The organism is Stappia sp. MMSF_3263 (assembly GCF_030733745.1).
GTDB lineage: Bacteria > Pseudomonadota > Alphaproteobacteria > Rhizobiales > Stappiaceae > Stappia.
Map to the genome: position 1 here is coordinate 87,845 of NZ_JASHIK010000001.1, position 19,251 is coordinate 107,095.

The following is a 19,251-nucleotide window of genomic DNA, read 5'->3' on the forward strand; positions in this document are numbered from 1 at the left end:
GCCGGCTGCGGGGACGCGGCTGCGAGAGGGTGGCTAGTGACGGCGCCGCAGATGATCGACGACCCGCGCGAGAACTCCGTTACAGGGGCGGAGATGCCAGGTGAAAGCAGGAGGCGCTGGGGCGGCCTGTCCGGCAAGCTCCTCATTCTCACTGTACTTTTCGTGATGCTGAGCGAAGTCCTGATCTTTGTTCCCTCGATCGCCAATTTCCGCAATACATGGCTCACCGACAAGCTGACGGTGGCCGGTGTGGCGGCGGCGATCCTGGTGGAGACCGACATGGTCTCGCCCGCCGTGCAGGCCGAATTGCTGCGCACCACCGGGGCGTTGGCCATCGCCCTTGATGACGGCGAGCGCCGCCGGCTCATCGCCATGTCCGGTTCGCCCGGTGAGGTCGACCGGATGGTCGATATGGGCAAGGCCGATCCGATGAGTTCCGTCCTCGACAGCTTCTCCACGCTGCTTTTCGGCGGCGAGGGGCAACTTCGCGTGGTCGGACCCTCCCAGATGGGGCTCGGCGGACGTGTCGACATCGTCCTGCCCGAGGCGCTTCTGCGCGATGCGATGCTCGCCTTCTCGGTCCGCATCCTTGCCCTGTCGCTGGTGATTTCGGCGATCACGGCCACGCTGGTCTATCTGTCGCTGCGCTGGCTGCTGGTGCGGCCCATGCAGAAGCTCACGCGCTCGATGGCCCGTTTCCAGGAGGCGCCCGAGGACCCGTCCCGGGCGATCGTTCCCTCCGGGCGCAACGACGAGATGGGCGACGCCGAGCATCGGTTGGCCGCCATGCAGGCGACCCTGACCGAGACGCTGCAGAGCCGGCGGCGGCTTGCCGACCTGGGGCTGGCGGTGTCCAAGATCAACCACGACCTGCGCAACATCCTCGCGTCCGCCCAACTCTTCTCCGAACGCCTGGAGCATGTCGCCGACCCGACGGTGCAGCGGCTGGTGCCGAAGATCATCGCCACCCTCGACCGGGCCGTTGGCTACACCCAGTCGGTGCTTGCCTATGGCAGCGCGCGGGAGGCGCCGCTTGCCCGTCGGCTTGTGCGCCTCGACGCGGTCGTGCGCGATGTCGGCGACGTGCTCGGCCTTGCGCCCGATGGCGACATCTCCTTCGACAACCGGGTGCCGGAAGGGGTGGAGATCGACGCCGATCCGGAGCAGCTCTTTCGGGTCTTGATGAACCTGTGTCGCAACGCGGTGCAGGTGCTCGAGCAGAACGGCGCCGATGTGCTCGTGCGCCGGGTCGTCGTCGAGGCGCAATGCGGAGCGGAGGGCGCGCTGATCCGGGTGAGGGATACCGGGCCCGGCATTCCTCCGGCCCTGCGCGACAAGCTGTTCAAGCCTTTCCAGTCGGCGGCGAAAAGAGGCGGCACGGGTCTTGGCCTTGCCATCGCGGCCGAACTGGTGCGTGCCCATGGCGGCAGGATACGCCATGTCGCGCGCGATGGTCCGGGAGCCGAATTCGAGATCGTGCTGCCGGTGCGCCTGCCGGGCGAGCGGTCCGGCAACTTGCCGCAAGCGCATGGCGCCGGTGTTTCCGGACGCGATGCGGCGATGTAGCCTTGCTTCCGGACGGTGCGCGCCCTGACCTTCCCTGCCGGTCTCCGGGCTTATCAACAGGCATGTTCGGCGGGTTCGAAAAATGCGCCAAAAACGCATCGCCTCGCTTGCAATCGGCAAAGGACCGGAGTAGAGGTACCGCCCTGTTCGAAAGGCATCGCCTTGGAACGGAACGCCTCGCCTCGCGCCATGCGATGGCCTGACGGCAAAAGCACCGGTAGCTCAGCTGGATAGAGCACCAGACTACGAATCTGGGGGTCGGGAGTTCGAATCTTCCCCGGTGCGCCATTTCACAACAGAACATGAACGCCGAGCGCTGCCGTTTCCACGCTGGAAGTGGTGATCACGGTTCGCAGCAAGTCCGACGTCGTTCCCACGATCCGAACCTCGTCGTTGGCACCCTCGACGCGCTGCGTCTCGAGCACCTTCTTCAGGTCCTCCGACTGCGCCGCCCGATGCATCTTCTACGGCGTCTTCAGACCGGGCCAGGGCGACCGCATTGACCCGGATGCCGCGCGGCAGCAACTGCCCGGCCGGCGACTTGGTGAAGGTGTGGATGCCGCCCCTGGTGATCGCGTAGTCGAGCAGCTGCGCCTTGCCCTCGAGCCCACCACCGAGCCGGTGTTGTCGATTGTCGCGCCGGTCTTGCTTCTCCACCAGCGCGGCGGTGTCCTTGGCATACCGGTCTTCGCCGATAATTGGAGATCACCACATCCGTCTCTTCCCGCGCGACGCTGGCCGATGTCCCTTGGTTCATAGCTTCGCGGAAATGGCGTTATGGCCAAGCCAGAAGTTTGATAGTACGTTTCGCAACGGATCGGGGGGTAAACGTCTAGCCGGAAAGGGGTGTTGTCTGTCGGGCCGTGCGTGGGGCATGTGCGGGCTTGGGGCGGCGCCGGACACGTTTGCGCAAACTGTCTTTTGTGTTCTCGCTTACGCCGGCAACGGCGTCCATAACGTCGTATCTGACGTTGCTCGCGGCTGCCATCGCGATTCCCTTGATTGCGTTTGCGACCTTTCTCTTCCTGGAGATCGAGACGAACGAGCGAAAGGATCTGCGCGAACGGGCGACCACGGATGCGCGTTCGCTCGGGCGTATTGTCGAACGCCATCTCACCGACATGACGTCGACGCTGCGGTTGCTCGCGGTCTTTCCGGAACTGGAGGAGGGTGACCTTCGGGGTTTCCAGAACCGGACGCAGCACATCCTGTCGTCGTATTCGATCTATCTCATCCTGGTGGACGAGACCGGACAGCAACTGCTCAACACCCGCGTTCCCTACGGCACGCCGCTCGGCCCAACGTCCAATGTCGCCGCGCTGGAGGCAACCCTGGCCAGTGGCAAGACCACCGTCTCGGACATTTTCTTCGGCAAGACGGGCGGCGAGTGGGTGTTCAACGTCATCATGCCGCTGCCGGAGGGGCAGCGCGATGTGGGTGCAGCGCTTATCCTGACCCAGAGCACCGAGCATGTTCAGACCGTGCTGTCGCGGGAGATGATCCCGCCCGGCTGGAGCGCTGCCGTTGTCGACCAGAACGACATGGTCATCGCCTCCAGCGGCGCCAATGGGCCGCCTTCTGCTTCGGCCTTTCCCGCCGATCCGCATTACGGGTTCAATCGCTTCAGCGGTTCCGTGGGATACGAGCAGAACGGAGAAGCGATGGTGAGCGGCTATGCGAAGCTGCCGAGCTTTCCCTGGGTGGTGGTCGTGTCGGGGCCGGTCGCCTCGGTGCAGTCTTCGGTCGTGACATGGAAGCTGCTGGTTTTCGGCAGTATCGCTTTCATCGCCATGAGCATGCTGCTTGCCTATCTCGTGGCCCGCCAGCTCAGCCGTTCCGTGCGGCAGTTGTCGCGGATGGCGGAGCGGATGGGGCGCGGCGAGGTCGTCGCGCCGCTGGAGACGCGGGTGCTGGAGGTCAACCAGATCGCCGTGGCGCTGTGCAATGCCTCCTTCGACCGCAGCGAGGCCGAAAACCGCGTCCATCTGCTGCTGCGTGAACTGGTTCATCGCACCAAGAACGTACTGGCCCTTGTGCAGGCGATCCTGCGGCAGATCGCGCGCCAGTCCGCCACCAAGGAAGAGTTCCAGGAGGCGGCGGACACCCGGCTGCAGGGCCTTGCCCAGTCCGTCGGGCTGCTTGCCCAGGAAAACTGGTACGGCGTGTCGATGCACAGCCTGATCGACCAGCATTTGTCGACCGTCGGCGTCTCGCTCGATCAGCGGGCAATCGACGGCGAGGATTTCGTTCTCGGGGTCAGCGCGGTCCAGAATCTCGGTCTCGTGCTGCACGAGCTTGCCACCAATTCCATCAAGTACGGGGCGCTGCAGAGCCCGCTCGGCTGCATCCGCATCTCCTGGACTGGCGCCGGCGACCGGCGGGACGAGCCGGGCGTGCTGCTGGAGTGGCGGGAGGAGGGCGGCCCACCGGTCACGCCACCCGAGCGGAGCGGCTTCGGCTCGGTGATCATCGAGCGGCATGCGGCGGCGGCTTTCTCGGCCAGCGTAACGCTGGAGTATCGGCCAGACGGGCTCTACTGGTCGTTGCATGCGCCCTGGTCGGCGCTGCGCAAGGAGGGGACATCCAATCCGCTCGACGCGGTTGCGGAGAACCTCACCTACAAGGCTGCCGAATAACGGGCGGCGGCGGTCCGGTCTTGCCGTCGGCCGTCAGTATTCGGCGGTTGCCCTTCGGTCGCCGTCGGTTGCGTCCTTCCGGCAAAGCTCACCGGTCGCCTCTTCGCCGGGGACGTTCCGTCAGCCCGGCTCGCTGCGCCGTGCATCCAGCCTCGGCCCAATGCGCCTGAACTTCAGCGGAAGGCCTGCGCGCCCAAAAAGATGGGCCGCCTTCTAGCTATCTCTGCAGGCTGTCGACGATCAGCCACAGGCCGGAGAGCGAATAGACGGCGACCAATGCGTATTTGAAGCCGGCGGAACCGGCCACTGTCTCGCGTGTCAGCATCCTTGAGGAGAACAGCAGCACGTAGCTGGAGAAGATGACGGCGCCAAGGACGAGGCAGCCGAGAACGATCGCCAGCGGCACATACCAGGGGGAGTCCTGGCGCACGCCCGTTGCGATGATCAGGATCCAGCCGACGACGGCCTTCGGGTTGAGGATCTGGATGAAGAACCCGCGCCGGAAATTGCCGGCAAGGCTGGTTCCGGCAGTGCCTGCCTCGCCGGCCGTGCCCGCAGGGCGGCGCATGTTCGTCTTCCAGGCCAGCCACACCAGGTAGAGCCCACCCGCGATGCCGATCGCCGTCATCGCCGCGGGCATGGCGGCAAGCACTGATGACAGTCCGATCGCGGCAAGCAGCGCCCATGTCTGGCCTGCGGTCATGACGCCGGCCGTCACCGCAAAGCCGGGCAGGCGGCCCTGCTGGATCGCCGTGGTGGCGATGGTCATGTTGCCCAGACCCGGGCTTGCCGCGCCGACAATGTAGACGAGGAAGGCGGACAGCATATTCGCCAAATCATGGGGCATGACCGACATGTGCCAGGAGATCCGGTAGCGGGTTGAAGGGGAGGGGAAGCGGACGGCGCATTATAGCAAGGTCGCCGCAATCCCAGATAGTCGATATTTGTCTCCAGCCCGCAATCCGGGTGGCTCCTCGCCTTTCACACTGACAGGAAACGCGTCTTTCAGGGCGTACGCGGCGCACCCTCTAAATTCTTACCCTGATAAATTTACGTAAATGTCGGAATGCATATGCATTTGGTCGTCTATTATATAGATAGTGACTCACATGATATATTTAAAGAATTTCGTATTAATCTGTCTTTATGATAGATAATACAAAACAAATACTTTGAATATCATGCCAATTTATATGAATTGGCCGGATTTTTGGTGAATCTATACAAAATCCCGAGCGTCACGTGTCGACGAAACACCATATATGTTTGGAGGATGAAGCATGCTGAACCGGGACGACCAGATCGCTCATGAGATGTTCCAGGAGATCCAGTCTCCGGATCAGCCGCGCCAGAAGGTGCTCGACAGCCCGCATCTGCACAAGTTGCAAAGGATGCATTTCCTTCTCTTCGACGTGCTGCCGATCGTCGGAACGGTCTGCGCGGTCGCGCTGCTCTTCTTTCATCCGGTCTCGGTGGTCGACATCGCGCTCTTCGCGGTCATGTGGATACTGACGGGGCTGGGCGTTTCGGTCGGCTATCACCGCCTGTTCACCCATCGCAGCTTCAAGACCACGCCGGTGGTGCGTGCGCTTTTCGGCATCTTTGGCTCGATGGCCGGACAGGGCGGTGTGATCTCCTGGACGGCCATGCATCGCAGACATCATGAGCTGGGCGACCAGGACGGCGACCTGCACTCACCCAACCTGCATGGCAGCGGTCTTGTCGGCAAGCTCAAGGGCTTCGTGCACGCACATTTCACCTGGATGGTCGCGCATCCCTATCCCAACGTCGTCCACTATGCCCCGGACCTTCTGAGGGATCCTGTGATCATCTGGGTCAACAGGCACTATTACACTTGGATTGTTCTGGGGTTGCTGGCTCCCACGCTGATCGGTGCGCTTGTCACGCAGACCTGGATGGGGGCGGTGACCGGCTTCCTGTGGGGGGGCATGGTGCGCATGTTCGTCGTCGAGCAGGGGATCTTCTCGCTCAATTCGCTCTGTCACCTGATCGGACGGCGTCGCTTCGTCACCGATGACCAGAGCACCAATATCAGCTGGCTGGCACCGTTCATCTTCGGGGAATCCTGGCATCACAATCACCATGCCTTCCCCGGTTCCGCGTCGTTCGGCCTTGCTTGGTACCGCATCGACCCCGGTTACTGGGTCATCTGCATGCTGTCTCTCCTCGGACAGGCCTGGGACGTCAAGGTCCCCACGAGGGAGCAGATCAGCCGCCGGGAAATCCGCGCGTCCTGACATTCTCGACCAGCAGTGAAAGAGGAGGGAGATCCCATGGATCATGTCCAGATTGCAGAACAGATCGACGAAGCGGCCGTTGCCGCCTGGCTGAAGTCCTACATCGCAAATGTGCTCGGCATGGAAGATGCCGCGATCAAGGGCAGCGACGGGCTTGACTCCCTTGGCCTGGACTCGGCGCTGACCACGGCCCTGGCGATGGACATGGAAGGATGGCTCGGCATCGAGATCCCTCTGGCCATCCTGTTCGAGGCGGAGACGCTCGACAAGATCGCCGAGGGCGTCACGCTCGAGACCCAACGCCAGCAGGTAACCGCAGGATGAGCACCGCCATGAAGAACGACCAGCAGGACTATGGCGGCTCGATGGCCGCCGTCCAGTACCACTACGATGTCAGCCGGGAATTCTACAGCCTCTGGCTGGACGAGAGCCTGACCTATTCCAGCGCTCTTTGGGAAGGCGAGGACGATACCCTGGCCGCAGCCCAGCAGCGCAAGATCGACCATCACCTGAGCGAGGCGCGGGTCGCGCGGGCGACCTCGCTTCTCGACATCGGTTGTGGCTGGGGCGCGCTCGTGCGCAAGGCCAGCGCCTTTCCCGCGCTCGAGCGCATCGTCGGGCTGACGCTGAGCGAGGACCAGGCAGACCAGGTCCGCGGCTTCGCGATCCCGAAGATCGAGGTGCGCCTGGAGAGCTGGACGCAGCACAAGCCGGATCAGCCTTATGACAGCATCATTTCCGTCGGCGCCTTCGAGCATTTCGCCAAGCCCGAGGACAGCCGGGAGGTGAAGATCTCCACCTACCGGGATTTCTTCTCCACCTGTTCGGGATGGCTGACGCCGGGCGGGCGGCTTTCGCTCCAGACCTTCGTCTACGGCACGATGCGCAACGAGGAGGCGAGCGAGTTCATCAACGAGGAAATCTTCCCGGCCGCCGACCTTCCCCGGCTGGAGGAGATCGCCGCGGCAATCGACGGCGTGATGGAGATGACCTACCTGGTCAATCACCGCCTCCACTATGCGCGCACCTATGACGCCTGGGCGCGCAACCTGCGCCGCCGGCGGGACGATGCGGTTCGCCTTGTCGGCGAGGAGGTCACCGAGCGCTACGAGCGGTACCTGAAACAGACCTCGATCGGTTTCTACACGGGCAAGATCGGCCTGCTTCGCATGTCGCTTCGTCCCACGGACCGTGGCGTGTCCGTCCTGGCGAAGATCTAGGCCGGCAGGCCTCACCGCTTCTCATCGCGGCATGACAACACGGCGGCGGCGCGGGTCCCGCGTCGCCGGTCGCTCTCCCCTTGCGTGACCAGGATCAGGGAACAGTGCAATGACCCTCACGGCCCCAACCCAGAGCAAGGTTCCGAACCCGGCCGCTGCGGGACGCGCCGCTGCGGACATCGTGTTCAACCCGCTCGATCCCGCCTTCCGGGAGGATCCCTATCCTGTCTATGCAAGGCTGCGCGCGGAGGCGCCGGTCCTGCGGACGAAAGGCACGCTGATCCTGTCCCGCTACGAGGACGTGCTTGCCGTCCTCCGCAGCCGGAAATTCAGCGTCAGCCTGATACCCGACACCGTGGTCAAGCAGGCCTCGCGGCTTCGCTTCACCGAATACGGCCAGATGCTGCGCTTCCTGCTCGCGTCTATCGTCTTCACCGACAATCCCGACCACATGCGGCTGCGCCGGCTGGTCAACCAGGCCTATTCGAATGAGGTGGTCAACGCCCTCCTGCCGGTGATGACGGACCGGATCGAGCGGCTGCTGGCCGGGCATGCTCGCAACGGTGCCTGCGAGATCATCGGCGACATTGCCGAGCCGCTGCCGATCCACATCCTGTGCGACTGGATGGCGGTGGAGGAGGAGGCCCGCCCCGGCATCGCCGAGAAGGTGCACGCGGTGCGATACCTTCTCGATCCCGGCATGATGAACCGGGCGAGCTTCGAGACCGCCGCACGCAGCATGCAGGAGCTGACGGGCTATTTCGGCGAGCATGCAGCGCGCCTGCGCAAGTCCGGCAAGGACACGCTGGTGGCCCGGCTCCACGAGGCCCGTTTCGACGGTCAGGGCCTGTCGGACGAGGAAATCGCCTTTGCCTGCGTGATGTCCTTCGTCGCCGGCACGGAAACGACGCAATGCCTGATCGGCAACATCACGGACGCCCTCCTGAACGAGCCCGGCCAGTTTGCGGCGCTCGCCGGAGATGACGCCGCGATCCGGGCGGCCATCGAGGAGGTGACGCGGCACGAGACGCCGCTGCAATTCACCAAGCGGCTCGCCGTCGAGGACTGCAACGTCGGCGGCATCGACATCCAGGCGGGCGAGCAGATCCTGCTGTGTCTTGGCGCTGCCAACCGGGACGAAACCGTTTTCGAGGACGCGGACGCGCTGCAACTGCAAAGGTCCGGGCCTGCTCATGTCGGCTTCGGCTTCGGCATGCATTCCTGTCTCGGCGCGCTTTTGGGACGCGTGCAGAGCGTCACCTTCCTCAAGGTGCTTCTGGACGGCTACGAGGCGTTCGAGCGCGTCGAGCAGCAGCGTACCTGGCAGGCCAACAGCCTCATCCTGCGCGGTCCGGCGCGGCTCGACCTGCGCTTCGCGGCAAGACGGGGGATCGCGTGAGGGCGTGCACCGACATATTCGCGAGCGATCGCAAGGAAAGCGCGCTCGATCTCTATGCCTTCCATCACGCGGGCGGCAGTCGTCATTCCTTTGCCGCCTGGCAGAACCGCTTTCCCGATGCCATCGCCCTCCACCGGGTGCAGCTTCCCGGGCGAACCGCGGAAACGAGCGACCTTCTACCGAAATGGGCGGGGGGATTGATCCCGGACCTGGCGCGCAGCTTCCTGCGCGAGCGCGCGGGAACGCAAAGGCCGTATGTCTTCTACGGCCACAGCCTCGGTGCGCTGATCGCCTTCGAACTGGCCCGGTTCTTACGCCTGCTCGGTGAGCAGATGCCCGTCGGGCTTGTCGTTGCCAGCCGGCGTGCGCCGCAATGCCAGCTCACCCATGGCGAGCTTTTCAGCCTGCCCGACGGGGATCTCGTCGCCGCGCTGCATCGTCTGGGCGGCGTTCCCGCGCATATGCGCGGCAAGGACGACTGGCTGCGACAGATGCTCCCGGTCATCCGGGCCGACCTGATGCTCTCCGACATCTACCGCTATGCCGGCCAGCCGCCGTTTGCCTGCCCGATCCTGGCGGTCAAGGGATTCGACGATCCGATCCTCTCGCGCGACGAGCTCGCCGCCTGGTCGACCCACACGACACGGGAGTTCGTCTGCGCAGAACTGTCGGGCGCGCATTTCTTCGATGCCGCGGGAACGGCGCAACTGCAGGAAATTCTCGTAGAGACACTGGCCCGCTGGGTCGAATTCGAGCCCGCGGCCGTGCCCGCGTAAACAGCCTTTCCGGAGGGACACCATGCTGGACAAGAGACACGAGTTGAGCGCCCCGGCCGTACCGACCTTGTGGGGCCTTCTGGACGGGTTCGCCGCCGCGCGGCCCGACGAGCGGGCATTCCTGTATCTTGGCCCGGACAATGTCGAGCAGGAGGTCCTGACCTATGCCGAGCTGCTTCGCCTGGCGCGGGTCTATGGCCAGCGCCTGCGGCAGCACTCGCGCCCCGGCGACCGGGTCATCCTGATGTTCCCCTCGGGACTTGCTTTCGTCGTGGCCTTCTTCGCCTGTCACTTTGCCGGCGTCGTTCCCGTGCCCATGGTGCCGCTGAAGGGGCAGCGGTTGCGCAACACGGTGCATGCCATCGCCGAAAATTGCGCGGCATCTATCGTTCTCAGCAATGTCGAGCAGGCCGAACTCGTTCACGCCCAGCTCAGCCCGTTGCCGAGCTACCGGGAGGCGACCTATATCGCGGTCGATCTCGACGACGGCTCTCCGGCGCCGGTGGCGGACGCCCATGAGGCCTCGCCGGAAGAACTCGCCTTCATCCAGTACACGTCCGGATCCACGTCGGTTCCCAGGGGCGTCATGGTCAGCCATGCCAACCTGGCGGCCAATCTGGAGATGATGGCCGAAGCCTTCGGCAATGACGACACGCCCACCTATGTCGGCTGGGCGCCGCTCTATCACGACATGGGACTGATCGCGAACGTGCTGGAACCGTTCTATCTCGGGTCCTTCTGCATCCTTATGTCGCCGAACCTCTTCGCCCACCGGCCGTGGCTGTGGCCCAAGGCGATCAGCGACTACCGCGCCGTCGTCAGCGGCGGGCCGAACTACGCCTATGATCTTTGCATCGAGCGGCGCGACCAGATCCTGGAGGCCGGCTTTGACCTGTCGTCCTGGAAGCTCGCATTCAACAGCGCCGAGCCGGTGCGTGCCGGCACGCTGGAGAAATTCGCCAAGACCTTCGCGCCGATCGGCTTCCGGCCGCAGACCTTCTACCCCTGTTTCGGGATGGCGGAGGCGACCTTGCTGATCACGGGCGGCAGCCGCAAGGAGGAACCGATCATTCGCTCGGTGAGCCGCGGCGGCCTTGCCCGGGGAAGCGCGGGCCCGCCAGTCGACGAGAAGGACGAAACCCTTGCGGTCGGCTGCGGCCGGGCGCTGCGCGACGAGACGCTGCGTATCGTCGATCCGGAGACCTCGGTGGCACTGCCCGACGGTGAGGTCGGCGAGATCTGGGTTGCGGGGCCGCATATTCCCGAAGGCTACTGGGGCCATGCGAAGGCCTCGAAGGAGACGTTCCATGCGAAGGTCGACGGCGAACCCGGTCCCCGCTTTCTAAGGACAGGGGATCTCGGCTTCATCCTTGACGACGAGCTCTACGTCACCGGGCGGCACAAGGACCTGATTATCGTCCGCGGCCATAACGTCTACCCGCAGGACATCGAGTACATGGCCGAACGGGCCTGGCCGGGGTTGAAGAAGAATTCCGGTGCGGCGTTTGCCGTGGAGGATCCGGAGACCGGCATCCAGACTCTGGTCCTTGCCCAGGAGGTGATGATGGGCAACCGGCAGGCGATCGACATCGACGCGGCGACCAAGGCGATCCGCCAGGAGATCCTGAAGGAGGCGGACGTGACGGTTCACAAAATCGTCCTGCTCGACCCGGGCTCTATCCCCAAGACGTCGAGCGGCAAGATCCGCCGCGCCGAGACGAGAACCCGCTACCTGGACGAGACGCTGTCGATCTTGACGAGGCGCTCGCCGGCCACGGCGGCGGCCGGCAGCGACTGACCCTCGCGGGCGGCGCTGAAAATGCCGCTGCCCGCGGTACCAACCCGAAATGACGAGGCGGATCAGACCATGTCCGAGGACCAGGCACCGGCACTCTCCCGTGAGGAGATCGAGGCGATCATCGCAAAGACGCCCTTCGCGGTCTGGGTGGGCGCACGCCTCGACATCTACCGGCGGGGCGAGGTCGAGATCAGCATCCCGATGCGCCGCGACCTGACGCAGCATCACGGCTTTGGCCATGGGGCCATCATCGGCTTCCTTGCCGACAGTGCCTGTGCCTGGGCGGGGGCCTCGGTGGCCGGCGACGTCGTGACGTCGGAATACAAGCTGAACCTGGTGGCGCCGGCCGTCGGTCAGACTCTCGTGGGATGCGGCTCGGTCGTCCATGCCGGAGGGCGTCAGGTCGTCTGCCGCGCCGATCTCTACGCCATCGCGTCCGAACGGCGAAAGCTCGTGGCGACCGCGCTTGCCACGATCGTTCAGGTCAAACGGTAACAACAAACCGCCTGGGAGGTTGCACTATGTACCACACCGAAAACCCGCTCGGCTCCGACATGCCGATCATCGTCTGGTCGCCCGCCAACGGGCGCGGTTTCGACCTTGACGGCCTTACCCGCTATCTCGCCGACAGCAAGGACCGCCTGTCGACCCAGCTCGACGAGCACGGCGGCGTGCTGCTGCGCGGCTTCGACTGCGTTCGCTCCTCCGACGACTATCAGAAGGTTCTCGATGTCGTCGCGCCGGATCTGATGGACTATGTCGGCGGCACCTCGCCGCGCAAGGTGGTCAACGGCCGGATCATGACGGCGACCGAGATCCCCGGCACCTATTCAATCCCGCTGCACCAGGAGATGTCCTACACCGACAACTCACCCGATCGCATCTCCTTCTTTTGCGAGCGCCCGGCCACGGAAGGCGGCGAGACGACCATCGGCGACATGCGTGCCATCACCCGGAACATGGACGCCGCGGTCCGGGACCGTTTCGAGGCGCATGGCGGCGTTCAGCTCTGCCGCAACCTGCCGCTTCCCGACCGGGTCGACGCGCGTCCCGGCGTGCCCAAGACCTGGCACGAGGTCTTCGCGACCAAGGATCGCAGCGAGGCTGAAAAGGTCGCCGAGAAGTCAGGCTGGCGTTTCGAGTGGATGGAGGACGGTTCCATGCAGCTCTGGCAGGAGGTGCGACCCACCACCCGCCTGCACCCCAGGTCCGGCGACGAGGTCTGGTTCAACCAGGTTCACATCTTCTCGCCTGCCTCCGCCCTGAAGTGGGCGCGCGAGGACGGGCGTACAGAGGCGGCGGACAGGCTGGCCCGGGCGCTCGAGGAGGCGCCGCAGTTGCTCGACCACATGCGCTATGGCGATGGAACGGAGATCGAGGAAGCCGACGTGCTGCACATCTACGACGTGCTCACGGCCAATGCCCGGCCGGTCAAGTGGCAGGCCGGCGACGTGCTCATCCTCGACAACATCCTGGTGGCCCACGGTCGTCGCAAGTTCGCCGGTGACAGGAGCGTGCTGACCGCGCTCATCCAGCACGCCCACTAGGTATTGCTCGCGGCTCCGGGAGGGCTTCGTCCGAACGGCTCTCCCCGGTCCCGTTGCCCCATCTTATCGGAAGAAGACCATGCTGAAGACAGTATCGAACCAGAACACTGACCGCTCGAACGCAGACGGGCACCAGGAGGAGGCCTTGCTGCGCGTTCAGCTTGCCGAATTCTACCATCTCGTCGCCTATCTCGGCTGGACGGAGATGATCTTCAATCACATCTCCCTGCGGGTGCCCGGCCCGGACGGGCATTACCTCGTCAATCCCTTCGGCCTCCATTACGAGGAGGTGACACCGGACAATCTCGTCAAGGTCGACGTGGAGGGCAATCTCGTCGGAACGTCGGACTACCCGCCGAACCGCACCGGATTCGCGCTGCATGGGGCGATTCACGAGGCGCGCGACGACATCCACTGCATTGCCCACACGCATACGACGCCGATCTCCGCGATTGCCCTCAAGGAAGACGGCTTCACCTATGACGACTTCTACGGCGCTCAGCTTTACGGCCGGGTGGGCTATCACGCCTTCGAGGGGGTCACGGTCTTTGCCGAAGAGCGGCCGCGCATGATCGCCAGCCTTGGCGACAGGAACGTGCTCGTTCTGCGCAACCACGGCATCGCGGTTGGCGAGCGTGATGTGCCGCGCACCTTCTGGCTGCTCTACACCGCGCAGCGCGCGGCCGAGATCCAGTGCCAGGCGGGCACGCTCCCCGGCGCCAACACCGGTCTGGGCGTCGACGTGCGCGAACGCTGCTCGCAGGTCGCGGAGGAACTTATTGCCGGCGATGCCTTCGCCGCCAAGCTGTTCGACGCGATGATGCGCAAGGTCCGGCGCGACAAGGGCCCCCTTTGGGCCGGAGATACCGCGCCCGACCGGCTGCGGTAGGGCCGGTCACCCTGATCTGGAGTTCGTTCGATTTTCCGGCAGGCCTTGGACGAGCTTCACATCCGCCACACTGGTGCGAACGCGCCTGCCGCGCGTTCTCCGAGATTGCGGAGGTTCACGTCCCGTGTCACTTGCAGAAAAAAGCACAAGCCAGGTCCCCAGGGAGCGACCGGGCGTATGGGCCAGCAGCTTCCGGGTGCAGCTCGGTATGCCGCATCTCGCGTTCAGTGGCCTGTCCGAGGCCTGGCTGCTCAAGGAACTGGGGCATCGCCACTGGAGGCAACTGGCGCGCATGGCCGCATCCGGGTTGCCCGATTTCTACGACGCGGCCGGCAACATCGTCTATGCGGCCTTCCGTTCCGTGCAGATCGAGGATGCCCGCTTCGATCTGGCCAAGGAGAACGACACGCTCGTCATCCGCTCGAACCTGGTGCGGATCTCGCGCACGCAGGTGCAGAGCGAGCACCGCCTGACCATAGGCGGCGCCTTGATCGGGACCATCCGGATGGTGTCCGTCTTCGTGCACCGCAACGGCAAGTCTTCGAACCGCTCCGTTGTCCGGGTCGAGATCCAGGGCCTGCCGCCGATTTCGCAGGCGCACAGGTCGGCGCTGATCAGGCCCTCCGTCGAAGGGACGATCTGGGATATGGACGCTGTCGAGACCGCAGGCCGCCGGCCGCAGGTTTTCTTTCCGTGCCCCTCGCAGGATTTCAACGGCGCGGGCTTTCTCTACTTTGCCAATGTGCCGGCCTTCGTCGACCGCGCGGAATGGAATGTCGATCAGGACTTCGCCCGCAATGCCGTCACCCGCTGGCGGCATGTCACCTATCTCGCCAACATCGATCCCGGCGAGGCGATTTCGATCGAGGTGGTCGATTTCGAGCGCAGCCCCGTCCTGTGGCGGCACAAATGCCGGGTCACCCGCGCCACGGATGGCAAGCACATGGCCGATGTTCTCACCGTGCGGAGCCGGGTAGAGGTTGCCGGCTCCAGACGAATCGCCGCCCCTCGGCAAGTCGGTTGCGTCGGCGGTCCGAACTGTCCTGGAAAGCAGCGCTGTGCCGCGATGCCGGCCGGATGCGGTTCTGTATCTTCGTGACAAGGCTGTGCAGGCCCGGATTTTACACCCTGGCGGGATCGTGATATCCGGCTTGCATGTATGTGTTGGAGTATGCAGCGATTATTACTGGTATATTTTACAATAAGAACATGTGGAACCGGATCGCTCTCCGGTTCTTTGCTTTTCTTCGAGCGATATCCGTTTGTTTCGACGGTACCCCGGTCGCGATGACGAGGGAAGATTCATGACATTTTCGGTGCTGCGGCGGATCGAGGAGACCGCCCTGGCGCATGGCGACCTCATCGCCATGGAGGAAGGAGACCGACGGCTCTCCTATGCCGGACTTGTCGAATGCATCCGCCATGTTGGACGGCAGGGGCTGGCGATGCCAGGCCCGGGGCTTGTCGGCATCAACGGGCGGCCGTCGATCGAGGCCGGTATCGGCATCCTGGCGGCGATGGCGTCGGGCGACGTCGCCGTGCCGGTCGACGCACGGCTGCCACCCGCGCGCCAGCAGGCGCTGCTTGACTGGTGCGATGTCGCGCAGGACCGTGGTGCAGTCTCTGCGATCCTGGCGGATCCGGCCGGCGGGACAAAGGTTCCCGGCGCAGCGGCAAGTGTGGTTGCCGCCCGCATCGAGCGGCAGCCGGCCTATGTCACCTTTACCTCCGGCACGACCGGCGAGCCCAAGGCCATCGAGGGAACGATGGAGGGCATCGACCATTTCATGGCCTGGCAGTCGCAACTTGTGGGCGCGTGGATCGACCGCCCCCGCGTCTCCTGGCTGACGCCGCTTTCCTTCGACGTTATGTATCGGGACCTGCTGCTGCCGCTGTGCACGCAAGGGACGCTGGTGATCCCGCACAGCGGATCCGGTTTCAACATCGCCTCCGGCTGGAACTGGCTGATCGGGCAGGATATCGACATCGTCCATGTGGTGCCCTCGATCATGGGGGCCTGGCTTGCCGGTGGCGACTTGCCGCCGCTTCCCGCAGCTGCCCTGTTCTTTGCCGGCGAACCGCTGAAGCAGCATCTGGTCGACGACCTGAAGCCTCGCTACGCGGGCCGCATCTACAATCTTTATGGTCCCTCCGAGACGACGATGGCCAAGTTCTGCCGCCGCGTTGATGACGGCTGCCCGACACGCGGCGGGCTCTATCCGGTCGGTCGGCCGATTGACGAGGCGGTCACCTACACAGTGTCGGGGGAGGGGGAGGTCATCATCCGCTCGCCCTTTCTCACCAATGGCTACCGGAAGAAGGACGGCACGGTGACGCCCTTTTCCGCTGCCTCGCCAGGCTGGCGCAGCTATCCGACCGGTGACCGTGGTGAAGTGATCGACGGCGAGCTCTACCTGCTCGGCCGGATCGATGGCCAGATGAAGGTCAACGGCATCCGCATCGAGGCCGGCGAGGTCGAGCGGCTGGCGGAAAGCTGCGTGGGGGTCGCGCGCGCCGTCGTCGTCAAGCTGGCGCCGCCCGAGGCTCCGCTGGAGACGCTGGCGCTGTTCCATCAGGGCGACAAGGCCTGCGAGGCAACGTTGCGCGCGCATCTCGCTGACAACCTGCACCCCGCCATTGTCCCGACATTCTATGCTGCTCTGGCCAGCTTCCCCGTCACCATCAACGGCAAGGTGGATCGCAAGGCGCTTGCCGCGCTGGCGATCGGGCGGCTCGCCGCTCCCTGCAACGCGAAGGCGGGCGGGGCGTCCTCCAGTGAGGCTGCAAGCCATGTCCAGGCGGTGATTTCGAAAGTGCTGCGGCGCCCTTGCGGCCTCGACACGGATTTCGTCAGCATCGGCGGCAACTCGCTGATGTCCGGCCTGATCGCGCTGGAACTGGAGACCGCCTTCGGCATATCGCTCCCGCAGGACCTGTTCTACCGGTCCGGCACGCCGCGTGCGATCGCCGGCTGGCTGGAGCGCAACGGCGGCGCCTACCGGCCGCCGGTGACGGAGACGCCGCGCGCGGCCGCACGCCAGGTGGAGGGGCGGGACTGGCCGCTGACCAGTCGGCAGCAGACCATCTACAACATCTTCTGCAAGGACCTGTTCGGCGCTGCCATCAACATGATCCTGCAGGTGCCGTTTCCCGCCGGCGCGGCCGGTCGGATCCGCGAGGCGGTGTCGCAGGTCATCGCCGGCAACGACTGCTTCCACCTTCGCTTCCGCCAGGGCGAAGGCGGCCTGTGCCAGTATTTCGTGCCGACCCGGTGCGGACCAGGGGATTTCGAGGAGGTCGAGGCGCGGGAAGCGGATTTCGACCGACTGGCCACCGCCTTTGCCGAGCGGGTCTTCGACATCGAGACCGAGTGCCCCTTTCGCCTGCTGCTGCTGACCGCCCCCTCCGGCGCCGGACGTCTCGTCCTGTCGATGCATCACCTGATCAGTGACGGCATGTCGCGCGAATACATCCGGCGCGACATCGAGGACGGGCTTGCAGGCGTCACTGTGGCGCCGCGCACACCCTTCAGCTCGGTGCTTGGCTCCCAGCGCGAGGGCGAGAAATCCCGCTCGACCGCCTATTGGCTGAGGCATATCGGCGCCGCGCCGCCAATGAAGCGGTTCATCGCCGAGGTCGACAAGCACGATATGTCTGGCCGGTCGCTGACGGTGCCGCTTGGCTGCGATCACGCTGCCCTGCTCTCGACGGCGAAGGAGATGCAGACCGGCGTCTTTCCCTATCTCATGTCGCATTTCTACCGCGCCATGGCGGGGCATGTCGGCATCGACGATCTTATCATCCGGGTTACCACCCACGGTCGCTATCGGCCGGAACTGCTCGACACGCTCGGCCTTGTCTTCAGCGCCGTGCCGCTGCGTCTCGATTGCGCGGCAGCGCCGACACGCGAGATCGTCGCCTATCTCGACCGCTTGCTCGACGAGGCGCGCGAGCACCAGGATATCGGCTTCGAGGACCTGGCGCGGCTGACCGGCCAGGCGCTCGACGAGCGCATCCACCCGATCACCGGCATCAGCTTCGCCCTCGACGGTTATGACGTGAGCGAGCGCATGCCCGCCGGCCTGGCGATGGCGCCAAGAGGCGGAGCGATCCGCGCCTCGCTGCCGCACGAGATGCTGGCCTTCGCCCGGCCCTATGCCGACGGCTGCGCCCTGCGGTTCCTCTATCGCACCAGGGCCTTCTCGGATGACGACATTCTCGCCATCGTGTCGCGGATGAGAAAGGCGATCGAGGGTGAGCTTGTCATCGGGGCTTGAAGATGCCCACTCCCCGACCTGGCATCGGTGGCCCGGCGAAGGCGCGGTGCGCGGCGGCCTGTCGGTCTGGCTCTGTCGCGACGCGGAGCCGGACGCAGCGGCTGCCATCGCCATTTGCCGTGATTGCCTGAGCGACGAGGAACTGGCCCGCATGACGCGCTTCCGGTTTCCCGCTCTGCGGCAACAGTTCGCCATCGCTCATGGCTTTGTCCGTCATGTTCTCTCGCTCTTCCATCCGCAGGTGGCGCCGCGCGACTGGCGCTTCGACACCGGCGCGCAGGGCAAGCCGGAGGTCGCCACCGGCCTGCCGCGTGTCGGATTCAACCTGTCGCACGCCACGGGGCTTGTCGCGCTTGCGGTTGCGTATGACGAGACGGGGGTTTTTAGCGGCGACCCGGTCGGCGTGGATGTCGAACAGGCCACCCGCAACATCGGTCCCGGCATCGCGCGGCGCTATTTCGCACCCGAGGAAGTGACGGATCTGGAAGCCTTGCCTGAACCGGAACAGCGTGATCGCTTCTTCGCTCTCTGGAGCCTGAAGGAGAGCTATATCAAGGCGACGGGCTATGGCCTGTCGATGCCGCTAGACAGTTTTTCCTTCGCCTTCGATGCACCGGGCTGTGTCTCCTTCCGGCGCCATCCCGATCGTCTCCCGCCGGAATTTGCGACCGATCATTTCACTCCTGTCTTCTGGCAGACGATGCTGTCCTCGCCGGCAGGCGAGCGCCATTCGCTTGCCTTGTGTACCGGCGCGGGCACCCTTCAGGACGATGCCATCACGGTCTTCGAGACCGTTCCAGGACGCGCGGTACGCCGTCTCGATCCCGTCTGGGACAGGCGCCCGGCCGAAACCTGAAGGCAAGGCTCCCATGCGAAACGGGCCCG

At 64.8% G+C, this 19,251-nt stretch carries 16 protein-coding genes, 1 tRNA gene and 1 pseudogene; 15 read left to right on the forward strand and 3 right to left on the reverse strand.

Translation table 11 applies throughout. The annotated features are described in order from the left end of the window. Positions 1-36 precede the first annotated feature (36 nt). Positions 37-1,566 (forward strand): HAMP domain-containing sensor histidine kinase, encoded by a 1,530-nt coding sequence (locus tag RBB46_RS00430; RefSeq protein ID WP_306026858.1) that lies wholly within the window; start codon positions 37-39, stop codon positions 1,564-1,566. Positions 1,567-1,777: 211 nt separating this feature from the next. Next, positions 1,778-1,854, forward strand: a tRNA-Arg gene (locus tag RBB46_RS00435). A 2-nt stretch (positions 1,855-1,856) separates the two neighbouring features. On the opposite strand, the gene RBB46_RS00440 is transcribed toward RBB46_RS00435, so the two are convergent. After that, positions 1,857-2,027: a hypothetical protein gene (locus tag RBB46_RS00440; RefSeq protein ID WP_306026859.1), complete on the reverse strand. Its 171-nt coding sequence runs from the start codon at positions 2,025-2,027 to the stop codon at positions 1,857-1,859. A 28-nt stretch (positions 2,028-2,055) separates the two neighbouring features. Next, a pseudogene (locus RBB46_RS00445) lies at positions 2,056-2,213 on the reverse strand (SDR family NAD(P)-dependent oxidoreductase); the annotation flags it as partial. A gap of 351 nt (positions 2,214-2,564) precedes the next feature. Between RBB46_RS00445 and RBB46_RS00450 the strand changes: the two are divergent. Next, entirely contained in the window at positions 2,565-4,202 is a 1,638-nt protein-coding gene (locus RBB46_RS00450; RefSeq protein ID WP_306026861.1) for a sensor histidine kinase, read from the forward strand. Positions 4,203-4,419: 217 nt separating this feature from the next. Here RBB46_RS00450 and RBB46_RS00455 read toward each other — a convergent pair whose 3' ends face one another. Continuing rightward, complete coding sequence (locus RBB46_RS00455) at positions 4,420-5,028, reverse strand: LysE family translocator (protein ID WP_306026862.1); 609 nt, start codon at positions 5,026-5,028, stop codon at positions 4,420-4,422. Positions 5,029-5,482: 454 nt separating this feature from the next. Between RBB46_RS00455 and RBB46_RS00460 the strand changes: the two genes are divergently transcribed. The 12 genes from RBB46_RS00460 (at position 5,483) to RBB46_RS00515 (ending at position 19,222) form a co-directional block, all read left to right on the forward strand. Continuing rightward, positions 5,483-6,460 (forward strand): acyl-CoA desaturase, encoded by a 978-nt coding sequence (locus RBB46_RS00460; RefSeq protein WP_306026863.1) that lies wholly within the window; start codon positions 5,483-5,485, stop codon positions 6,458-6,460. Between the two features lie 36 nt (positions 6,461-6,496). Further along, a complete protein-coding gene (locus RBB46_RS00465) occupies positions 6,497-6,784 on the forward strand; it encodes an acyl carrier protein (protein ID WP_306026864.1) in 288 nt (95 codons plus the stop codon). After that, positions 6,781-7,680 carry a class I SAM-dependent methyltransferase gene (locus RBB46_RS00470; RefSeq protein WP_306026865.1) on the forward strand — a complete coding sequence of 300 codons (900 nt, stop codon included), beginning with the start codon at positions 6,781-6,783 and terminating at the stop codon, positions 7,678-7,680. Before RBB46_RS00465 ends, RBB46_RS00470 begins: the two co-directional genes overlap by 4 nt. Positions 7,681-7,789: 109 nt before the next feature. Beyond that, positions 7,790-9,079: a cytochrome P450 gene (locus RBB46_RS00475; RefSeq protein WP_306026866.1), complete on the forward strand. Its 1,290-nt coding sequence runs from the start codon at positions 7,790-7,792 to the stop codon at positions 9,077-9,079. Continuing rightward, positions 9,076-9,855 carry a thioesterase II family protein gene (locus RBB46_RS00480; protein ID WP_306026867.1) on the forward strand — a complete coding sequence of 260 codons (780 nt, stop codon included), beginning with the start codon at positions 9,076-9,078 and terminating at the stop codon, positions 9,853-9,855. Before RBB46_RS00475 ends, RBB46_RS00480 begins: the two co-directional genes overlap by 4 nt. Positions 9,856-9,877: 22 nt before the next feature. Then, positions 9,878-11,653: a fatty acyl-AMP ligase gene (locus RBB46_RS00485; protein ID WP_306026868.1), complete on the forward strand. Its 1,776-nt coding sequence runs from the start codon at positions 9,878-9,880 to the stop codon at positions 11,651-11,653. A gap of 69 nt (positions 11,654-11,722) precedes the next feature. After that, entirely contained in the window at positions 11,723-12,148 is a 426-nt protein-coding gene (locus RBB46_RS00490) for a PaaI family thioesterase (protein WP_306026869.1), read from the forward strand. A gap of 26 nt (positions 12,149-12,174) precedes the next feature. After that, positions 12,175-13,200 (forward strand): TauD/TfdA family dioxygenase, encoded by a 1,026-nt coding sequence (locus RBB46_RS00495; protein ID WP_306026870.1) that lies wholly within the window; start codon positions 12,175-12,177, stop codon positions 13,198-13,200. A gap of 79 nt (positions 13,201-13,279) precedes the next feature. Further along, entirely contained in the window at positions 13,280-14,089 is an 810-nt protein-coding gene (locus RBB46_RS00500; RefSeq protein WP_306026871.1) for a class II aldolase/adducin family protein, read from the forward strand. Positions 14,090-14,213: 124 nt separating this feature from the next. Beyond that, complete coding sequence (locus tag RBB46_RS00505) at positions 14,214-15,188, forward strand: Pnap_2097 family protein (protein ID WP_306026872.1); 975 nt, start codon at positions 14,214-14,216, stop codon at positions 15,186-15,188. Between the two features lie 205 nt (positions 15,189-15,393). Continuing rightward, positions 15,394-18,366, forward strand: coding sequence for an AMP-binding protein (locus RBB46_RS00510; RefSeq protein WP_306026873.1), 2,973 nt, complete (start codon positions 15,394-15,396; stop codon positions 18,364-18,366). Further along, entirely contained in the window at positions 18,344-19,222 is an 879-nt protein-coding gene (locus tag RBB46_RS00515; RefSeq protein ID WP_306026874.1) for a 4'-phosphopantetheinyl transferase superfamily protein, read from the forward strand. The genes RBB46_RS00510 and RBB46_RS00515 overlap by 23 nt, the downstream gene beginning before the upstream one ends. Positions 19,223-19,251 lie beyond the last annotated feature (29 nt).